This is a genomic window from Sulfurospirillum barnesii SES-3, from assembly GCF_000265295.1.
Taxonomy (GTDB): Bacteria; Campylobacterota; Campylobacteria; order Campylobacterales; family Sulfurospirillaceae; genus Sulfurospirillum; species Sulfurospirillum barnesii.
Genome location: NC_018002.1, coordinates 1,121,207 through 1,138,901, shown reverse-complemented (window position 1 = coordinate 1,138,901; position 17,695 = coordinate 1,121,207). Strand labels below are relative to the sequence as shown.

At 39.1% G+C, this 17,695-nt stretch carries 18 protein-coding genes; 2 read left to right on the top strand and 16 right to left on the bottom strand.

Annotated elements, in window-relative coordinates; translation table 11 throughout:
* Window positions 1-81 precede the first annotated feature (81 nt).
* Window positions 82-1,689, top strand: coding sequence for a methyl-accepting chemotaxis protein (locus tag SULBA_RS05805; protein WP_014769347.1), 1,608 nt, complete (start codon window positions 82-84; stop codon window positions 1,687-1,689).
* Window positions 1,690-1,739: 50 nt separating this feature from the next.
* Here SULBA_RS05805 and SULBA_RS05800 read toward each other — a convergent pair whose 3' ends face one another.
* The 10 genes from SULBA_RS05800 to mltG all read right to left on the bottom strand — a co-directional run bounded on the left by SULBA_RS05800 (window position 1,740) and on the right by mltG (window position 11,250).
* Window positions 1,740-2,297 (bottom strand): 2-oxoglutarate:acceptor oxidoreductase subunit OorC, encoded by a 558-nt coding sequence (locus SULBA_RS05800; protein WP_014769346.1) that lies wholly within the window; start codon window positions 2,295-2,297, stop codon window positions 1,740-1,742.
* 10 nt (window positions 2,298-2,307) lie between these two features.
* Complete coding sequence (locus tag SULBA_RS05795; RefSeq protein WP_014769345.1) at window positions 2,308-3,141, bottom strand: 2-oxoglutarate ferredoxin oxidoreductase subunit beta; 834 nt, start codon at window positions 3,139-3,141, stop codon at window positions 2,308-2,310.
* The gene (locus SULBA_RS05790; RefSeq protein WP_014769344.1) at window positions 3,141-4,274 is read right to left on the bottom strand and encodes a 2-oxoglutarate synthase subunit alpha; all 1,134 of its coding nucleotides are present in this window, start codon (window positions 4,272-4,274) and stop codon (window positions 3,141-3,143) included. Before SULBA_RS05790 ends, SULBA_RS05795 begins: the two co-directional genes overlap by 1 nt.
* A gap of 10 nt (window positions 4,275-4,284) precedes the next feature.
* Window positions 4,285-4,602: a 4Fe-4S dicluster domain-containing protein gene (locus tag SULBA_RS05785; protein WP_014769343.1), complete on the bottom strand. Its 318-nt coding sequence runs from the start codon at window positions 4,600-4,602 to the stop codon at window positions 4,285-4,287.
* Window positions 4,603-4,605: 3 nt separating this feature from the next.
* A complete protein-coding gene (locus tag SULBA_RS05780; protein ID WP_014769342.1) occupies window positions 4,606-4,899 on the bottom strand; it encodes a heavy-metal-associated domain-containing protein in 294 nt (97 codons plus the stop codon).
* Entirely contained in the window at window positions 4,896-5,768 is an 873-nt protein-coding gene (gene sucD, locus SULBA_RS05775) for a succinate--CoA ligase subunit alpha (protein WP_014769341.1), read from the bottom strand. Before sucD ends, SULBA_RS05780 begins: the two co-directional genes overlap by 4 nt.
* Entirely contained in the window at window positions 5,765-6,940 is a 1,176-nt protein-coding gene (gene sucC / locus SULBA_RS05770; RefSeq protein WP_014769340.1) for an ADP-forming succinate--CoA ligase subunit beta, read from the bottom strand. Before sucC ends, sucD begins: the two co-directional genes overlap by 4 nt.
* 94 nt (window positions 6,941-7,034) lie before the next feature.
* Complete coding sequence (gene mdh, locus SULBA_RS05765; protein ID WP_014769339.1) at window positions 7,035-7,985, bottom strand: malate dehydrogenase; 951 nt, start codon at window positions 7,983-7,985, stop codon at window positions 7,035-7,037.
* A 26-nt stretch (window positions 7,986-8,011) separates the two neighbouring features.
* Window positions 8,012-10,255, bottom strand: a complete 2,244-nt coding sequence (locus SULBA_RS05760) for an NADP-dependent isocitrate dehydrogenase (protein WP_014769338.1) — start codon at window positions 10,253-10,255, stop codon at window positions 8,012-8,014.
* A 50-nt stretch (window positions 10,256-10,305) separates the two neighbouring features.
* Window positions 10,306-11,250, bottom strand: coding sequence for an endolytic transglycosylase MltG (mltG, locus tag SULBA_RS05755; RefSeq protein WP_245391445.1), 945 nt, complete (start codon window positions 11,248-11,250; stop codon window positions 10,306-10,308).
* On the opposite strand from mltG, the gene SULBA_RS05750 reads away from it, so the two are divergent.
* The gene (locus SULBA_RS05750; protein WP_014769336.1) at window positions 11,192-13,753 is read left to right on the top strand and encodes a DUF3971 domain-containing protein; all 2,562 of its coding nucleotides are present in this window, start codon (window positions 11,192-11,194) and stop codon (window positions 13,751-13,753) included. The genes mltG and SULBA_RS05750 overlap by 59 nt on opposite strands.
* On the opposite strand, the gene SULBA_RS05745 is transcribed toward SULBA_RS05750, so the two are convergent.
* From SULBA_RS05745 to SULBA_RS05720, 6 genes are all read right to left on the bottom strand, one after another.
* Window positions 13,746-14,387, bottom strand: coding sequence for an HAD family hydrolase (locus SULBA_RS05745; RefSeq protein ID WP_014769335.1), 642 nt, complete (start codon window positions 14,385-14,387; stop codon window positions 13,746-13,748). The two genes, SULBA_RS05750 and SULBA_RS05745, sit on opposite strands and share 8 nt — an antisense overlap.
* Window positions 14,388-14,390: 3 nt before the next feature.
* Window positions 14,391-14,891, bottom strand: coding sequence for a GNAT family N-acetyltransferase (locus SULBA_RS05740; RefSeq protein WP_014769334.1), 501 nt, complete (start codon window positions 14,889-14,891; stop codon window positions 14,391-14,393).
* Window positions 14,892-14,966: 75 nt separating this feature from the next.
* Window positions 14,967-15,308, bottom strand: coding sequence for a hydrogenase maturation nickel metallochaperone HypA (gene hypA / locus SULBA_RS05735; protein ID WP_014769333.1), 342 nt, complete (start codon window positions 15,306-15,308; stop codon window positions 14,967-14,969).
* Entirely contained in the window at window positions 15,308-16,312 is a 1,005-nt protein-coding gene (gene hypE, locus SULBA_RS05730) for a hydrogenase expression/formation protein HypE (protein WP_014769332.1), read from the bottom strand. Before hypE ends, hypA begins: the two co-directional genes overlap by 1 nt.
* Window positions 16,309-17,433: a hydrogenase formation protein HypD gene (gene hypD / locus SULBA_RS05725; RefSeq protein WP_014769331.1), complete on the bottom strand. Its 1,125-nt coding sequence runs from the start codon at window positions 17,431-17,433 to the stop codon at window positions 16,309-16,311. Before hypD ends, hypE begins: the two co-directional genes overlap by 4 nt.
* Window positions 17,426-17,695: a HypC/HybG/HupF family hydrogenase formation chaperone gene (locus SULBA_RS05720; RefSeq protein WP_014769330.1), complete on the bottom strand. Its 270-nt coding sequence runs from the start codon at window positions 17,693-17,695 to the stop codon at window positions 17,426-17,428. Before SULBA_RS05720 ends, hypD begins: the two co-directional genes overlap by 8 nt.

The following is a 17,695-nucleotide window of genomic DNA, read 5'->3' as shown; positions in this document are numbered from 1 at the left end:
AAACGACTTTTTGCGCTTTTTTTTTCGAATATTTAGTGATAACATTACTAAGTACTATATATTATTAGGAAGGAGAAAAGTATGAGTATTTCGAAACAATTGATTACAATGCTAAGCATTGCGATTTTGGGAATTTTAGCTGTCTTTAGCATAGGTTTTACAAAAATGGAGCAGGTCTATACACAAACCAATACATGTAATGTCAATTCTTTACCCAGTATTTTACTGCTTAGTGATTTACAACAAGCCATGTATCGCATGCGCCTTACAGGACTTCAACATATACTAGCAGAAGATCTTAAAACCAAAAAAGCCCTTGAAGAGACCTTTTCTAAGTACAAAAATGAGTTTGAACAAGCCAATAAACATTACGAACGCTTTTTAGTCGATGATAAGGATAAAGCCTTGCATGCAAAAGAACAAGAGTATTTCCAAAAATACACCAATCTTGTAGCAAAGGTTTTTGCACTCTCCAATGAAGGCAAAAAAGATGAGCTGAATAAATTTCTTGAAGAAACAGCAAATATTCCACGTACGTTAATGAATACCACAGATGAACATATGCAATACAACCAAAAATTAGCACAAGAAGATGCTATAGATGCCGTTAATGAAAAAAACAGTGCTACATTTATCATGATTGCGTTATCCCTTTTGGTTGCTATTGTGATTCTAATTTTAAGCTTTATGATTCGAAAAAATATTATGCACGGTGTTTCACTGATTCATGATAGCATTATTGGTTTTGTCACGCATAAAGATTTAAAATTTCGCATTCACTATGGTAAAAAAAACGAAATTCAAGAGATTGTCAATAGCTTTAATGACTTGGTCTCTGCCTTAGAAGGAATTATAGAAGATGTGAAACGCTCCTCAGCTGAAAATGCTTCTGTTTCACATGAACTAGGTACCACCAGTATGCAAATAGGACGCAATGCAGAAAACAGTACGGTCATTGTCAACAATACGATTGAAGAGATTGTCTCTATTAAAAAGTTTGTACAAGAAACCGCACTGCTTTCTGAGGAGATGAAAAAGAGCATTGGTATTGCAGGGAATAAACTAGAATCAGCTAAAAATGAAGTCATTAAGCTTAAAGATGAAGTCGAACTTGCTAGCGAAGAGGAGACGCTATTAGCAGGGCAGTTAGAGCAGATGAGCAAAGATGCAGAACAAGTGAAGCAAATTTTAACGGTGATTTCAGATATTGCCGATCAGACCAATCTTTTAGCGCTGAATGCCGCCATTGAAGCCGCACGAGCAGGAGAACACGGGCGTGGCTTTGCGGTGGTTGCCGATGAAGTGCGAAAACTAGCAGAGCGTACCCAATCTTCCCTTATTGAGATTAATGCGACGATTAATATCATTGTTCAATCCATTGTCAATTCATCTGATAAAATGAGTAAAAATGCACAAAATATTAGACGCCTTGCGGGGGTTTCAACCACGGTGGAAGAGACCATTATTGAAACAACAACGGTGATGGATGAGAGTGTTCAATCCGTTAGTATTAGTGCCAATAACTCCACAAAAATAGCCAAAGATACCGATAAAATTGTCGATTTAGTGACAAATATTAATACCATTACCTCAGAAAATGCAAGAAGTGTAGAAGAAATTGCCGCCGCTGCTGATCATCTGTCAAAATTAGCAGAAAATCTCAATATAAAACTCTCTCAGTTTCAATAAAATATAATCCTTTACATGTAAAGAAAAATTTCTTTACATGTAAACTCTTTTTAAAGCGTTTTGAGTGCTTCTTTAGCGTATTTAACGCCCAATTCATAAGCCTTATTATTGGCAGGATGTACTTTCTCAGGTACTTTTGAGAGCATGACTTCACGAACGAGTTCATGTGGAAGCACCTGTGTCATTTCAACCGTAATGGAAAGGGCAACAACTGATTGGGTGATGACATTTCCTACCTCTTCTTTGGCGATGGTAATGAGAGGAATTTCAATAATCTTCCACTTTTTGCGATCGTCCTCACTGGGTTTAACAAGATTGGGCTCCACGACGATGATACCACCTTCTTTCACACCCTCTTTAAATTGGTTAAAACTCACTTGTGCCGTGGCTATCATAAACTCAATTTCACCCTCATTCGCATAGGGAAATAATATTTCACTCTCATCGAGTAAAATATCAACCTTGGTAGGACCTCCCCTTACTTGAGAAGTGTACGTTGAGGCTTTCACACCATACCCACCTTGTTTAATCTTCGCAACGGCTAAAATCTCACCTGCTAAAATAACCCCTTGGCCACCCACACCTACAAAACGTAATTGTCTTCGCATCAAGGGCTCCTTATAACGCTACGGTTGTTTTATGTTGTGCTGCGTAAATGACTTTATCGTACGCTTCACAGTACTCGAGTCTGCCCTCTTCTTGTTTTAAGATGCCTGTTGGAAACTTACCTACACGCTCTTCTTCACTTAAAAGGTCAAACTTATTTTTACCTACAATACGGTTTTCAATCCACGCAAGATTTTGTACCGCTTCACCCATTTTATTTTTACGCCCTAAATTGATATGACAGTTGGAAAAAATATCAAAAAAGGAGTAGCCTTTGTGCGAAAACCCAGCAACCAATATTTTTTCAAGTTTTTGAGGGTCTAGTACGGATTCACGTCCCACAAAGGTAGCCCCTGCAGCATCGGCTAGTTTGGCGGCATCAAAACTAGGATCAACATTACCATAATGCGCTGTGGATGTCCACATACCTTGTGGTGTGGTTGGACTGGTTTGAGAATTGGTCAAACCATAAATAAAATTGTTAATTAAAATATGATTTAAGTCAATATTTCTACGACACCCATGAATGGTATGGTTACCGCCAATGGCTAAACCATCACCATCACCTGTCACGACAATCACATGCTTGTCAGGATTGGCAAGTTTAATGCCTGTTGCATACGCAATGGCACGACCGTGTGTCGTATGAACCGTGTTACAGTCGATGTAAGAGCTAAAACGCCCACTACACCCAATGCCTGAAACTACACACACATCGTTCATATCCCAGCCCATTTTATCAATCGCACGAATAACCGCTTTTAAAATCACACCATCGCCACACCCCCAACACCATAGGGTTGGCATTTTGTCCATACGTAAATATTTATCGTAATTAAAAGCCATTACATCATCTCCTTCACTTTAGCAACCATTTCAAGTGGTGCAATTGGTCGACCATTCGCTTTATGCAGTGTTGCAAAATCATCTCGTTTCATCACACGTTGAATCTCTTCGAGGTATTGTCCCATATTGAGTTCAGTTACCATAATTTTAGAAAAGCGTTTGCCTATCTCTTGTAATTTTGATGCGGGGCTTGGCCAGAGTGTAATTGGTCTAAAGAGTCCTGCTTTAATGCCCTCATTTCTAAGCTTCATCACAGCCTCTTTTGCTCCTCTACTGATGCTTCCATAGGCAATAATACATACCTCAGCATCCTCTAACATAAACTCTTCATACGTAACTAAATCATCCGTTTTTGTTTTAATTTTATTCATCAAACGCTCAATATTATACTCACACGCTTTTCCATCTTCTGTGGGGAATCCCATATCTCCATGATGAAGCCCTGTAACATGATAGTGATAGCCTTTGAAAAAAGGATTGAGTACAGCTGGCTCATTTGGCGCCGCTGCATAAGGTTTATAAGCATCAGGATCACCCATAAACTCTGCACGCTTAATAACACTTTTTTCGATTTCCACTAAATCAGGTAATATAGCCTTACCATGCATATGTCCTAGCGTTTCATCTAAAAGTAAAAATACAGGTGTCATATATTTTTCAGCAATATTAAATGCTCTAATCGTTTCGGTATAGGCCTCTTCTAAACTTCCTGGGCACAGTGTAATGGAAGCAAAATCACCGTGCGTTGGATACTTTGCCTGTCCAATATCGGCTTGTGAAACACGTGTTGGAAGTCCAGTAGAAGGCCCTCCTCGCATTACATTGACAATGACCAATGGAATTTCTGCAATAAAGCTATATCCAATTTGTTCCGCTTTTAAAGAGATACCAGGACCGGAGGATGCAGTCATGGCCTTTGTTCCACTCATTGATGCACCAAGGGCTACACAAATACCGCCAATTTCATCTTCCATCTGAATAAATTTACCACCAAATTTTGGGAGTAATCCACTTAAATCTTCTGCTATTTCACTGGAGGGGGTAATAGGATAGCCACCAAAAAATTTACAGCCACACTCAACGGCAGCTTTTGCAACCAGTGCATTACCGCTTGATATTACTTCTCTTGCCATCTCTGATTCCTTATGCACCAAGTTTTTGAAAGTGATTATTTTTAATAGCTTCTGCACGCTCTTTAGACGCTTCAGAGAGTTTTGCAAATTTAAATTCACTTTTATCTGCCACAAAAATTGCAAAATCAGGACAGTGTAATTCACAATCCCTACAGCCAATACAGGCATCAGGAACCACTACTTCTATCATGGAGCCTTGTGTTGAACTCGGGGCTGGCACCATTGCCAAGACCCCTGCTGGACACATACTCACACATATATCACATGCTTTACATCGTGCTATATTTACCCATACTGGTGTATGTTCAGGAGCACTCATTAAACCCATTGCTTATTCCCCTTTATCTTGATTCATCTTGCCAATTGCGCACGAAACAAAACTCTTCCCTTTTAAAAGCGCTCCCTCTAAGCCACCCAAATCTTCATGAATTGATGGGTATCCTAGAGACTTTAAAGTTTCCAACAAATAACGCTCTTCCTCATCGGAATGGATGGTTGCACTAACCACTCTAGGATCACTCTCAAGGCTCACCTCAATATCAGGAAAACGCTCTTTAAGTTTTGATTTAACTGTACCTGCGCAACCGCCACATTTAATGTTTAACACTTCGTAGTTCTTTTTCATTTTTTAAGTACCTCTGCTACTTTTTTACCAATATGTGCGGGTGATTTGACCACATGAACACCCACCGATGCTAAGGCAGTCATTTTTTCCTGCGCCGTACCTGAACTTCCACTCACGATGGCTCCTGCATGTCCCATACGTTTTCCCTTTGGAGCACTTTGCCCTGCAATGAATGCCACAATAGGTTTTGAAATATGTTCTTTAATAAATGAAGCTGCTTGAATTTCAAGATCACCGCCAATTTCACCAATCATCACAATGGCTTCTGTTTGAGGGTCTGCTTCAAACAGTGCCAACAATTCTTTATACGAAAGCCCAATAATAGGATCCCCTCCAATACCAATGGCGGTTGAAATCCCTAAGCCCTCATTACAGACTTGATTTGCACCCTCATAGGTCAATGTTCCTGATTTGCTAATTAAACCAATTGAGCCTTTTTTGAAAATAGAACCTGGCATAATGCCTATTTTGCACTCTTGCGCAGTAATAATCCCAGGGCAATTAGGCCCAATGGTTTTCATACCTTTTTTTGTGGCATAGGCTTTCACCCGTTGCATATCACGAACAGGGGCACCCTCTGTAATAATAACCGCCAGTTCAATACCCGCATCCGCCGCTTCCAAAATGGCATCTGCAACAAAGGCAGGAGGAACAAAGACCATACTCACTGTTGCGCCTGTTTTCGCAATGGCTTCTTTCATGGTATTAAAAACAGGCTTACCCAAATGAACACTTCCACCCTTACCAGGTGTCACACCGCCTACAATGTCTGTACCATATGCTAAACACTGTTCTGCATGAAAGCTTCCCTCTTTGCCTGTAAATCCTTGCACCACGACTTTGGTATTTTTATCAATCAAAATACTCATACCAACGCTCCTTTTGCGGCAGCAACTGCTTTTTGTGCTCCATCACTTAAATCTGTAGCACTGATAATATTTTTAATATTTGCATTTTTGAGAATTTCAACTGCCTCTTTGGCATTGGTGCCATCCAAACGAACAATCACAGGTACATCCACTTTTACCATTTTGGTCGCTTCTAAAATACCATTAGCAATGCGATCACAACGAACAATACCACCAAAAATATTCACAAAAATGGACTTCACATTTGGGTCTTTTAAGATAATCTCAAACCCTTTTGCAACGGTATTGGCATTTGCCCCACCACCCACGTCTAAGAAGTTTGCAGGCTCGCCCCCTGCATAATCAATAATATCCATGGTTCCCATCGCCAAACCTGCACCATTGACCATACACCCTACAGAACCATTCAACTTAACATAACTCAACCCATACTCTGAGGCTTCTCTCTCAATAGGATTTTCCTCACTCGTATCACGCATCGCCACAATTTCAGGATGACGAAAAAGAGCATTGTCATCAAAACTCATTTTCGCATCAAGGGCAATAAATGTTCCGTTTTTCGTTTTGACTAAAGGATTAATTTCTATCATTGAGGCATCATTGTGCATATATGCTTCATACAAAGCCTTAGCACAGTGAATAAAATTTTGTGTCTCTTCTTGCGGTAAATTTAAACCAAAGGCAAGCTCTCGTCCGTGATATGACTGAAAACCAATAAAAGGATCGATACTGACCTTGATAATTTTTTCAGGTGCACTCTGAGCAATCGTTTCAATTTCCATGCCTCCCTCACACGATGCCATCATGACAGGCAACTCTTGAGAGCGGTCTAAAACCATCCCTAAATAAAACTCATTCGCAATCTCCACACCCTCTTCGATATAGATTTTTTGGACACATGTTCCCAAAGCTGTTGTTTGATGCGTCACAAGGTTCATACCAAGAAGTGCTTGTGCGTGCGCTTTGACCTCGTCTAGGCTTCGTGCTAATTTAACACCGCCTCCCAAACCTCTGCCACCTGCGTGAATTTGTGCTTTGACTACCCACAGCGTGCCGCCTAGTTTCTGTGCATTTTGCACTGCTTCTTCAACACTGCTAGCAACATACCCACGTGGCGTTGGAACATTGTAGCGCCTAAAAATCTCTTTGGCCTGATACTCATGAATATTCATCATTCTACCTTTAGTGATTAAGTCCTTAACTCTATAATGAAGCTATCTTACAATCAAGAAAAATTTTAAACTACCTCTTTTTTTTGCTCTAATATTAAGTTCCAAAAAAATGGTTTACATGTAATGTTTCCAACAACGCATCCACGGATGCAATACTTTTAGCAAACTGAGCTTGTTCGTCCTCATTTAAAGGTAATTCTACAATTTTTTCAATCCCATTTTTGCCTAAGACAACAGGAACACCATTGACGGTATCGCAATAGCCATATTCACCCTCTAGTAGGGTTGCACAAGGAAAAATAGAGTGTGAATCACTTAAAATGGCTTCTATCATCTTTACCGTAGCATTAGCAGGCGCATAATAGGCGGATGTTCCCATACAACGCACAATTTGAGCACCACCATGACGGGTTTTTTCAATAATCTCTGCAATTTCACCGTGCGAAAGCAAATCTTTAAGGGCAACACCATTCACCGAAGAGTAACGAGGCAGAGGCACCATGTCGTCCCCATGTCCGCCCATAACGCTTGCAGTTACTTGTCCATACCCAAAACCCAATTTTTCAGAAATAAAGGTCTCCATACGTGAACTGTCCAAAATACCTGCCATCCCAATAACACGATTTCGAGGATAATTTCCCACTTTTTGTGCCACATAGGTAATGGCGTCTAAAGGATTGGATACCGTAATCACAATAGCCTCAGGTGCATACGTTTTTAGTTGTTCTACAATACCTTTTGTAATCTTTGCATTGATCAATAATAAATCATCTCTACTCATGCCAGGTTTGCGTGGACTGCCTGCAGTAATAACCACAATATCACTGTTTTCAATTGACGCATACTCACTGGACGCTCGAATTTGTGTATGACTGCCCTCAGGACTGGTGGCTTGGGAAATATCTAAAGCTTTTCCTTGTGCCACACCCTCAATTAAATCAATCATGACAATTTCACGGCAACTTTTACGCATCGCCAACCAATAACAGATGGTTGCACCTACGTTTCCTGCACCAATAATAGAGACTTTTTTTCCCTGTGCCAAAGAGACTCCTTTTTTACATGTAAAGACTAGATAGAAGCGTTAAATGTTTCCAATGCACGATTGAAAGTTGCACTTGGGCGCATTGCGTTGCTTGTTTTTTCACTATTAGGTTTATAATACCCACCCATATCGACCTTTTGTCCTTGGGCAGTATTTAATTCATGGACAATAACCGTTTCATTCTCTTCAAGAAAATCTGCTAAAGATTTAAATTCATCCGCAAGGGCTTTATCTTCTTCTTGCGTTGCTAAAGCTTGCGCCCAATACATTGCTAAATAGAAGTGGCTTCCTCTATTATCCAACTCACCAACTTTAGGTGAAGGAGATTTGTTATTATCCAAAAATTTTCCAGTAGCCACATCCAATGTTTTAGCTAAGATAGCAGCTCTTTTATTGCCCATAACGGCAGAAAGGTGTTCTAACGAAGCAGTAAGTGCCATAAATTCACCTAATGAATCCCAACGTAAGTGATTTTCTTGCACAAATTGCTGAACATGCTTAGGTGCAGAACCACCCGCACCTGTTTCAAACAATCCTCCTCCGTTCATCAAAGGAACAATCGAGAGCATTTTTGCACTTGTACCTACTTCTAAAATAGGAAACAAATCGGTTAAATAATCACGCAACACGTTGCCCGTTACGGCAATCGTATCCAGCCCTTTTACAATGCGTTCTAAGGATATTTTTATCGCCTCTTCTGGGCTCATAATCTTAATATCAAGACCACTGAGGTCATGCTCTTTTAAATATTTTTCTACTTTTTTGATCATTTGAGCATCGTGCGCACGCTTAGAATCTAACCAAAAAATAGCGGGAGTTTGACTGAGTCGTGCACGATTAACCGCTAGTTTTACCCAATCTTTAATAGGGGCATCTTTGGCTTGACATCCACGATAAATATCTCCTTTTTCAACACTATGCTGCATTAAAATTGTACCACTGCTGATTTCAACAACACGCACCATACCATCATAAGGAATTTCAAATGTCTTATCGTGAGAGCCGTACTCTTCTGCTTTTTGTGCCATTAAACCTACATTAGGAACTGAACCCATGGTTTTAGGATCTAACGCACCATTTTTCTTACAAAAATTCATGGTCTCTTCATAAATACGTGCATAAGCCCTATCAGGAATCAATGCCTTAGTATCGTGTAATGCCCCATCTTTTCCCCACATTTTACCAGAATCCCGAATACACGCTGGCATAGACGCATCAATAATCACATCACTGGGTACATGTAAATTGGTAATACCTTTGTCTGAATTGACCATGGCTATTGGTGGACGTTTGGCATAGCACGCTTGTATATCTGCTTCTATTGCCGCTTGTTGTGCCAATGGCAAGGTTGAGATTTTGCTGTACACATCCCCTAAACCGTTATTTGCATTAATGCCTAATGTTTCAAAGGTTGTGGCATATTTCTCAAATACATCTTTGAAAAACGTTTTAACGGCATACCCAAACATAATGGGGTCACTGACTTTCATCATGGTTGCTTTAAGATGCAAAGAGAGCAGAATATTTTGAGCTTTTGCCGCTTCCATTTGTGCTTCAAAAAAGTCTACCAACTTTTTTTTACTCATAAAAGTAGCATCAAAAATCTCACCTTCTAAAAGGGCTAAGTGCTCTTTTAGAAGTGTTGTTTTACCATCGTTTCCAATCAATTCTATGCGAATGGTGCTTGCTTTCTCCAATGTTATAGATTGTTCATTCTCGTAAAAATCACCCTCTTGCATATAGACAACATGTGAAGCAGAGTCGTGTGTCCATTTGCCCATGCGATGCGGGTTTTTGCGTGCGTATTCTTTGACACAAAGCGGCGCTCTTCTATCAGAGTTTCCCTCACGCAGTACTGGATTTACGGCACTGCCTAAAACTTTAGCGTAGCGTGCTTTTATCTGTGCTTCTTCTTCATTAAGTGGATTTTCAGGATAGGAAGGAAGTGCATAGCCTTTGTCTTGTAACTCTTGAATGGCTGCTTTTAGTTGGGGTAAAGAGGCACTAATGTTAGGTAATTTGATAATATTTGCCTCAGGGGTGTTGGCCAGTGTTCCCAAATAGCTTAAATCATCATGGATACGTTGCTCATCTTTTAAATACTCAGGAAAATTTGCCAAAATGCGCCCTGCTAATGAAATATCACGTGTTTCAATCTCAATCAGTGAGCTTTTTGTAAATGCTTTAAGGATAGGTAAAAGTGAAAATGTTGCTAACGCAGGGGCTTCATCAACCTGTGTGTAAATAATTTTGTGGGGTGTGTGTGCCATATCTTAGCCTTTTATGAAATTAAATTTTAAAAATGCTACCCATTTTTTTATTAAAAACCGTTGCGAATATTTTCTAAATGTGTCTCGTAATTTTGGGAAAAGTTATGCGTTCCACTTTTATTTTTTACAAAATAGAGATAATTGGTTGTTTTTGGGAAAATAGCAGCAAAAATAGCCTCTTTACTGACACTGCAAATAGGGTTTTGAGGTAAGCCTTTATGCATATAGGTATTGTACGAGGAGGTATCTTCACGAATACGCTGAGGCGTTACTTTTGTGTGAGAATACTCTCCATAGTTTAGTGTTCCATCCATCTGTAACTTCATATCTTTTTTCAAACGATTGTAAATCACCGATGAAACCAGAGGCATCTCTTCTACATTGGCTGCTTCTTTTTGAATAATCGAAGCAATAATAATAAATTTTTGCCATTTTGCCTCATTAAATTCACCAAATATTTTTTCAAAAACAGCTTTATGATATGCCTTTGCATGGGCTAGGAGGAAATGAATCAAATGCTTTTCGCTAATACCAACAGGGATATAATAGGTCTCAGGCACAATAAACCCATCAACATAAGGGGTTGCTAGAGCATACTCTTCGTGCAATTTTTCATAAGAAAGCTCAAATGCCAATGCAAGTTGTACAAATAAAAGCTCTTTGGTTTCGCCTGGAATATAGGTAATCGCCTTTAAAGGTGCCTTAGCCGTGCATAATTTATAGAGAAAATCACCCCGTGTTAACACTTCTTTGTTAATATTCACCCAACCTGCTTGAGGTTTACCAATGAAGCGTAAGAGGTATTTATCTACCTCAGGGTGCAGGTCGAAATTTTTATCCACCATATATGTTATAATTTGGGCTATTGAGCCTTGAGGTACGAAAGCAACGGAGCTTGAACCCATAGGTCTGCTTAAGTGAAAGAGAAGTGTATAGATGATAATTAAAGCAATATCGCATGCGATTAAAAATATTTGGAAATTTTTTCTGTTCATTGTTCTTTTTTTTGTAGTGTTAATTGGTACTCTTATGTATGGTATCTCGCTGGATTCTCTTGTCCTGCCCAAAATAAAAGTTGATCAATTATATATTAAACTAGATAAAAAATTGATTGTAACCATTCAAAGCCTTGAAATCAATGCCCACACACAAACCGATACCTCCCTAGAAGAGAGCACTCAAATTATCCAAAGCCTTCCGTATCTTAATCAATTTTTTAAACACATTAGCATTCAAAATCTCATTTATGCAAACGAGCGTATCGCCTTATATTATGCAGAGAATCAGTTTGAGCTCACCAGCCAACACCTTGATGTGAAGCTTATGCTCACCCCTTATTCCAAAACGGCTTTGGATGTCACCATTTTAGAAGCGAACTTTAAAGATTTCTTTTTACATGTAAAGGGAAATGCCCATCTTGATTTAAAAGCAGAAAATTACCGTTTTGAAGGAGCGTATGATACTTTTGGGCTTAAAGGTAGCACACGTTTAGAACTTCAAAAAAATCTTCTAAGCTACCACGTTCAAAGTGAACCTTTTACCAATCAAGCATTGAGTGATTTTATGAATTTTTTATCACCCATAGTCGAATTAGAACCTTTAGCTAAAGATTGGATTCATACCAATATCGTGGGGCAAGAGTATATTTTGGAGTTTTTAGAGGGACAATTGGACATTCAAACGCTTGATTATTTTCCAATGCAAATGAGAGGTCACGCTACTGTTAAAGATGCGACCATTAGCTTTGAGCCTAGTGTACCGCCTGCTTTTGCAAAGCAAATTGGGATTACCCTGCACGAAGATAAACTTCTTTTTGATGTGCTTGAGCCCTACTATGAACAAAAAGAGATTCAACAAGCAGATGTCTACATTTACAATCTTTTAACCAAAGGTACAGGTATTGTGGTGGATTTAAATGCGACCGCTACATTGGATGCTTCGATACATAAAATTTTACATGCTTTTAAGATTGATGTACCTATTACACAGACCTCAGGAAAAACAGAGGCTCATGTTAAACTTGATATTAAATTTTTACCCTATGATATTAATGCAACAGGCGAATTTAAACTCTCCCCTAGTACCTTTAACCTCAGTGGTTTACCAATGGCAACACGTTCTGGTGAGGTTTTACTCGATAATTACCGTGTGACATTAAATCGTGCTAATTTGCAATACAAAAACCTTTTTGACATTGATACTACAGGCATTTTTGAAACAAAAACTTCTGATTTTAATGGCTCCATTGATATTCGTTCACTGTTGTTAAAATTTGGAGAAATGGAACTTTTAAAAGGAAAAAACCTCAAACATCAAAAAGCCTCTTTTACAATTGATAAAAATACGACAACCATGCGTTTACCAGGACTTGAGACGAACATTATTTTTGAGCCTAAAAATAATCAATTTATTTTTAATGACCTTTCAAAAATTGCTCCTATTTCACCCTTCATGTATGAAAATGGAATAGAAAAAGGGAGTGTAAAGGTTACCACACAAGATTTTGAAAGTTTTTTGGCAAAACTAAATCTTTACGATGTCTCCACGCCTTTTCTTACCAATGGCATTCCTGTAAAAGATTTTGATATTACCCTTACAACCAACACTAAAACCCTTGATGCCTACACCAGTGATTATGCCTTAGCGTTGCATTTAGACAAGGAAATCGCTTTACATGTAAAGAATCTTGACCTCTTGGTCCCCAATAGCACTGAACCTTTAAATATTCCTATTAAAACAACACTTTATGGAGAGAATAGCTCTATTATAGATGCAAACAGTAGCCGTACAATACTCTCTAATCGCTACACCTTAAGTCTTTTTAAAGATACAGTTCATTTAGAATCAAAAAAAGGCACTGCCTCTTTTTCGTATCAAAAAAAAGACAATCAGCTGACGCTTCATGCACAAGCCATGGACGATGAAAGCATAAATGCTCTTTTTAACCACTCCTATTTTCATCAAGGCACTTTTGAACTTAGCCTAGAGCCTACAACACTCAAAACAACACAAGGTGTTTTTAAAATGCACAATACTTTTATTAAGGATTTAAAGTTTTTTAATAACCTTATGGCAACGATTAATACCATTCCTTCTTTGCTTGTTTTTAGTGACCCAAATTTTAGTAAAGAGGGCTATTTTGTTGAAACGGGTACCCTTATTTTTGAACAAAATGAAGACACCTTAAACATTAAAGAGTTTCAGCTTAGAGGGAAGAATGCAGATATTACAGGTAAAGGCAGTGTTGATTTGCACACCGATGCACTGGATTTAAAATTGCGTGTTAAAACGCTCAAAACCTTTAGCTCCGCTATTGATTTTATACCCCTTGTTGGTGGTCTCATTTTAGGTGAAGATAAACGTATTTCAACCAACGTGGATGTTAAAGGGACTTTAGATGAGCCTAATATTGAAACACACTTGCTCTTAGACACCCTAAAATCGCCTGTGAATATTCTCAAACGTACGCTTGAGGCACCCTTAGAGCTTCTTAAATAAGGGTGTTTAAAAGAAGGAGAAGTTCATGCACATTATGCGCACGAAGGTTTGAGGTTTGAGACTTGCCATATCCCCAATTGGCAAAAATAAACGACACGCCTGCGTTGAAAGCAGCTTGCTCGTCTTTAATACTATCGCCCACCAAAACAGTCTCTTCAGCCTTCGCTCCAAAGGTTTTCATTAACTCTTCAACCATCAAAGGGCTTGGTTTTGGTTCTGCTACATTATTTGCACCAACGATACCACCTGAAAAATAGTGCGCAATATCCAAAGCATCAAGCATATTATGCGCAAAGCAATCATGCGCATTGGTCGCAATGCCTAAATGTGCTTTTTGACTTAAAACCTCTAACATCTGACGTACATCAGGGTATAAACTAATATTAGAAGGAGCGTATTGCATATAATGCTCTTTAAAAAGAGCACGATGCTCAGGATGATAGGTTTCTGTATTATAAAAGATTTTAGGAAGCTGTTGGTCAAGCGCATTAATGTGATATTCTAATGCCTCTTTACTCACAGGCGTTTCAAGCCCTATCGCATTTCTTACATAATTAACACTCTGCGTCATTGCTTCACTGGAGTCAATGAGCGTTCCATCCATATCAAAAATAACCAATCTCTCTTTTTTCATACCCTACTCTTTTATGCGAAGTCCTAACACAAGAAGGTCTTTATCAACACCCTCAACACTTGCCACACGACTTAAATGCCCCCACTCTTTAAAGTTTAATTTTTTAAAGAGTTTAAGACTCACAGGATTATCTGCAAAAATAAGTGCCAACAAGGTCTTCATCTCTCCTGTTTGCGCTTGTTCAATCGCCTCTTTTAAGAATTGTTGCCCTAATTTTTTACCTTGAAAGTTTTTATCAATAAAAATGCTGATAAAACAACTGTGTGCATATACAGGAACATTCTCATAAAAAGGCTGAAAACTAATCCATGCAATAATGCGCCCACAATACGCTTTCACCAAAATAGGATAGGTCTCATTATGGGCATAAAACCATGGTAATTTCTCCTCAACACTGACCATTTTACTGTCAGCTGTTGAAATACCATCTTGAATGGCCTCGTTATAAATTTTAATAATTTCAGGCAGATCATGTAGGCTTGCGACTCTTAAATCATCTAACATAACATCTCTTTTCACAATAGATATTACACATTACATGTAAAAACTTATTTTACATTAAGATGACTTAGGCGCTGTTTACTCCATCTCTAAGTGCATTAAAAACATCTCTTCGCCATCAATAACACTAATCTCAGGACTTTGACATGCTGGGCAGAGAAATTCATTTTGGTTGAGGGTTGCCTCATGATGGCACACATTACAGTGAATGACAACCTCTTGAAGATGCATCTCAAGCTTGGCACCCATACAAATGCCCTCCTCTTTAAACGTATCAAAGGCACTCTCAAGTAAATAAGGCTCAATGCCGCTTAGTTTTCCTATTTTGATCTCTACTTTGGTAATTTTTGTAGCATTGTTCTCTTTGGCACTTTTTTCACACATCTCTAAAAGTGCATTTACAATAGAAAATTCATGCATTAACAAATCCTTGGAAGTAACTCACCTTTGGGCGGTTCTAAAAAGCGCTCTGAACCCCACGGCGTGTGTAAAATAACTTTACATGTAAAGGCCTGTGTCACCTTCCCAATAATGGTAGCGTGTGCTGTTTCGGGAAAGTGTTGAAGTACGTCAAGCGCTTTTAGTGCCTCTTCTTTTGGCAAGGCAATCACCATCGTACCCTCATTAGCGAACTCATAAGGCTCAAAGCCTAAAAGCTCACATATCCCTTTAACTTCTTTTGCCACAGGGATTTTAGCCTCATCCACTTCAATACACACCTTTGATGTCTCAGCCCATTCATTAAGTACCGCACTAAGCCCTCCACGGGTGGCATCGCGAAGCGCATGGATTTTTATACCTGCGTTTATGAGCGCTTCCACAGGTTTCCATAAACTTGCACAGTCCGTTTGAAGCTCACTCTCCAACTCAATCTCTTCACGAGTAGCTAAAATACACGCCCCATGATTACCCACTTCATGTGAAACGATAATGACATCATCGTTTGCTAAATGATGTGCAGAAATACCTTTATAAATAATTTCCCCAATACCCGTGGTATTGATAAATAACCCATCAACACCCCCACGAGGAACTACTTTGGTATCACCCGCTACAATTTTCACACCACTTTTTGCCATCTCATCACGCATACTAATAACAATTTCTTCCAATTTTGCGTATTCAAACCCCTCTTCAATCATAAACGAACAGGTTAGGTATTTTGGCTTTGCTCCCATCATACACAAATCATTTACCGTTCCTGCAATGGCAAGTTTACCGATGTTTCCTCCGTTAAAAAAAAGAGGACTTACCACAAAAGAATCTGTCGTAAAAGCAATGTTTGTGCTATTCATCACTAAACTTGCCGCATCTTCCATACGCAGTAAAATCTCATTCTCAAAGTGTTTAAAAAAAAGCTCTTTAATCAAACTTTGCGTCTCTTCACCGCCACCGCCATGAGAGAGAAGTATTTTTTTGCTCACGCTCTTGCTCCTTTGAGATTGAGTTTTCCATATTTGAAGTACGCTGAACACGCACCCTCACTTGAAACCATGCACGAGCCCATAGGATTGGTAGGCGTACAGGCTTTACCAAATACTTTGCAATCAAATGGCTTCGCACGTCCTTTGAGAATATCGCCACAAATACAAAGTTTATGGTCGTTCAACTCTGTTTTAGGAAGCACTTCACCAAACACAATTTCCGCATCATAGGCTGCATATTCGGCTTTAAGTTTCAAGGCACTTTTGGGAATATCCCCAATGCCTCGCCATCTAAAATGGTCTCTTTTTTCAAAATAAGTATTGATTAAAGCTTGTGCTTTAAGATTTCCCTCACGGGAAACAGCTCTAGCATACTCATTTTCTACCTCACTTTTACCTGCATTGACTTGACGTACAATGCGTAAAACTGACTCCATGACATCAGTAGGTTCAAAACCAGCAACAACAATGGGTGTGTGGTATTTTTCTGCAATTGGCTCATAAATTTTATAGCCTGTGATGACACTCACATGGGATGGTCCTAAAAACGCATCAATCAGTGCATCTCCGCTACTCATAATCGCTTCCACTGCTTCAGGTACCGTGACATGATTGATGTGAAAGAAAATGTTTTTTAGATTTAACGCAATCGCCTGTTGGATTAAAACCGCACTCATCGGCGTGGTAGTCTCAAAGCCAATGGCGAAAAAAACCACGTTTTTATCAGGATTTTCTTGCGCAATTTTAATCACATCCAAAGGAGAATACAACGAGCGAATCTCTTTACCCTCCGCACGTAGTTTTTGCAAAGAAGTTTTGCTCCCAGGCACACGAATCATATCACCTAAAGTGGCTAAAATGGTATTAGGCATCGAAGCCAAAGCGATGGCATGATCAATGCGCTCTTTAGGCATAATGCACACAGGACATCCAGGACCGTGGATAAAGTCAATCAGCTCTGGTAAAATCTGAGAAAGCCCAAATTTCATAATGGTATGCGTATGCCCACCACACACTTCCATAATGTTAATTTTGGATTTGCATTCTTTTTTAATCAGCGCCGCCAAAGCTTTCATATGTTCAGGGTCACGAAACCCCTCAATGAGATCCACTTCAGACATAATTACTGTTTCCCTCATCCTCACTGATCTCACCCTCTCGCATCGCTTCTGCAATCTCGTTATACGCTGCAATGCTCAATTCTGCCTCTTCCTTACTAATCTTATTCATGGCAAATCCTACGTGAATGAGTACATAATCACCCACATTCACAGGCTCAGAAATTAAATCCAGCGTCACTTGGCGCCTAACACCCATAGTATCCACCGTTGCATAATTGTTTTCGTCGATTTCAACGACTTTAGAAGGTATAGATAAACACAT

Excerpts from the sequence above, each read along its gene's own strand:
- SULBA_RS05805 (WP_014769347.1), top strand. The coding sequence starts at position 82 with ATGAGTATTTCGAAACAATTGATTACAATGCTAAGCATTGCGATTTTG.
- SULBA_RS05800 (WP_014769346.1), bottom strand. The coding sequence starts at position 2,297 with ATGCGAAGACAATTACGTTTTGTAGGTGTGGGTGGCCAAGGGGTTATT.
- SULBA_RS05795 (WP_014769345.1), bottom strand. The coding sequence starts at position 3,141 with ATGGCTTTTAATTACGATAAATATTTACGTATGGACAAAATGCCAACC.
- SULBA_RS05790 (WP_014769344.1), bottom strand. The coding sequence starts at position 4,274 with ATGGCAAGAGAAGTAATATCAAGCGGTAATGCACTGGTTGCAAAAGCT.
- SULBA_RS05785 (WP_014769343.1), bottom strand. The coding sequence starts at position 4,602 with ATGGGTTTAATGAGTGCTCCTGAACATACACCAGTATGGGTAAATATA.
- SULBA_RS05780 (WP_014769342.1), bottom strand. The coding sequence starts at position 4,899 with ATGAAAAAGAACTACGAAGTGTTAAACATTAAATGTGGCGGTTGCGCA.
- sucD (WP_014769341.1), bottom strand. The coding sequence starts at position 5,768 with ATGAGTATTTTGATTGATAAAAATACCAAAGTCGTGGTGCAAGGATTT.
- sucC (WP_014769340.1), bottom strand. The coding sequence starts at position 6,940 with ATGAATATTCATGAGTATCAGGCCAAAGAGATTTTTAGGCGCTACAAT.
- SULBA_RS05760 (WP_014769338.1), bottom strand. The coding sequence starts at position 10,255 with ATGGCACACACACCCCACAAAATTATTTACACACAGGTTGATGAAGCC.
- SULBA_RS05750 (WP_014769336.1), top strand. The coding sequence starts at position 11,192 with ATGATAATTAAAGCAATATCGCATGCGATTAAAAATATTTGGAAATTT.
- mltG (WP_245391445.1), bottom strand. The coding sequence starts at position 11,250 with ATGAACAGAAAAAATTTCCAAATATTTTTAATCGCATGCGATATTGCT.
- SULBA_RS05745 (WP_014769335.1), bottom strand. The coding sequence starts at position 14,387 with ATGAAAAAAGAGAGATTGGTTATTTTTGATATGGATGGAACGCTCATT.
- SULBA_RS05740 (WP_014769334.1), bottom strand. The coding sequence starts at position 14,891 with ATGTTAGATGATTTAAGAGTCGCAAGCCTACATGATCTGCCTGAAATT.
- hypA (WP_014769333.1), bottom strand. The coding sequence starts at position 15,308 with ATGCATGAATTTTCTATTGTAAATGCACTTTTAGAGATGTGTGAAAAA.
- hypD (WP_014769331.1), bottom strand. The coding sequence starts at position 17,433 with ATGTCTGAAGTGGATCTCATTGAGGGGTTTCGTGACCCTGAACATATG.
- SULBA_RS05720 (WP_014769330.1), bottom strand. The coding sequence starts at position 17,695 with ATGTGTTTATCTATACCTTCTAAAGTCGTTGAAATCGACGAAAACAAT.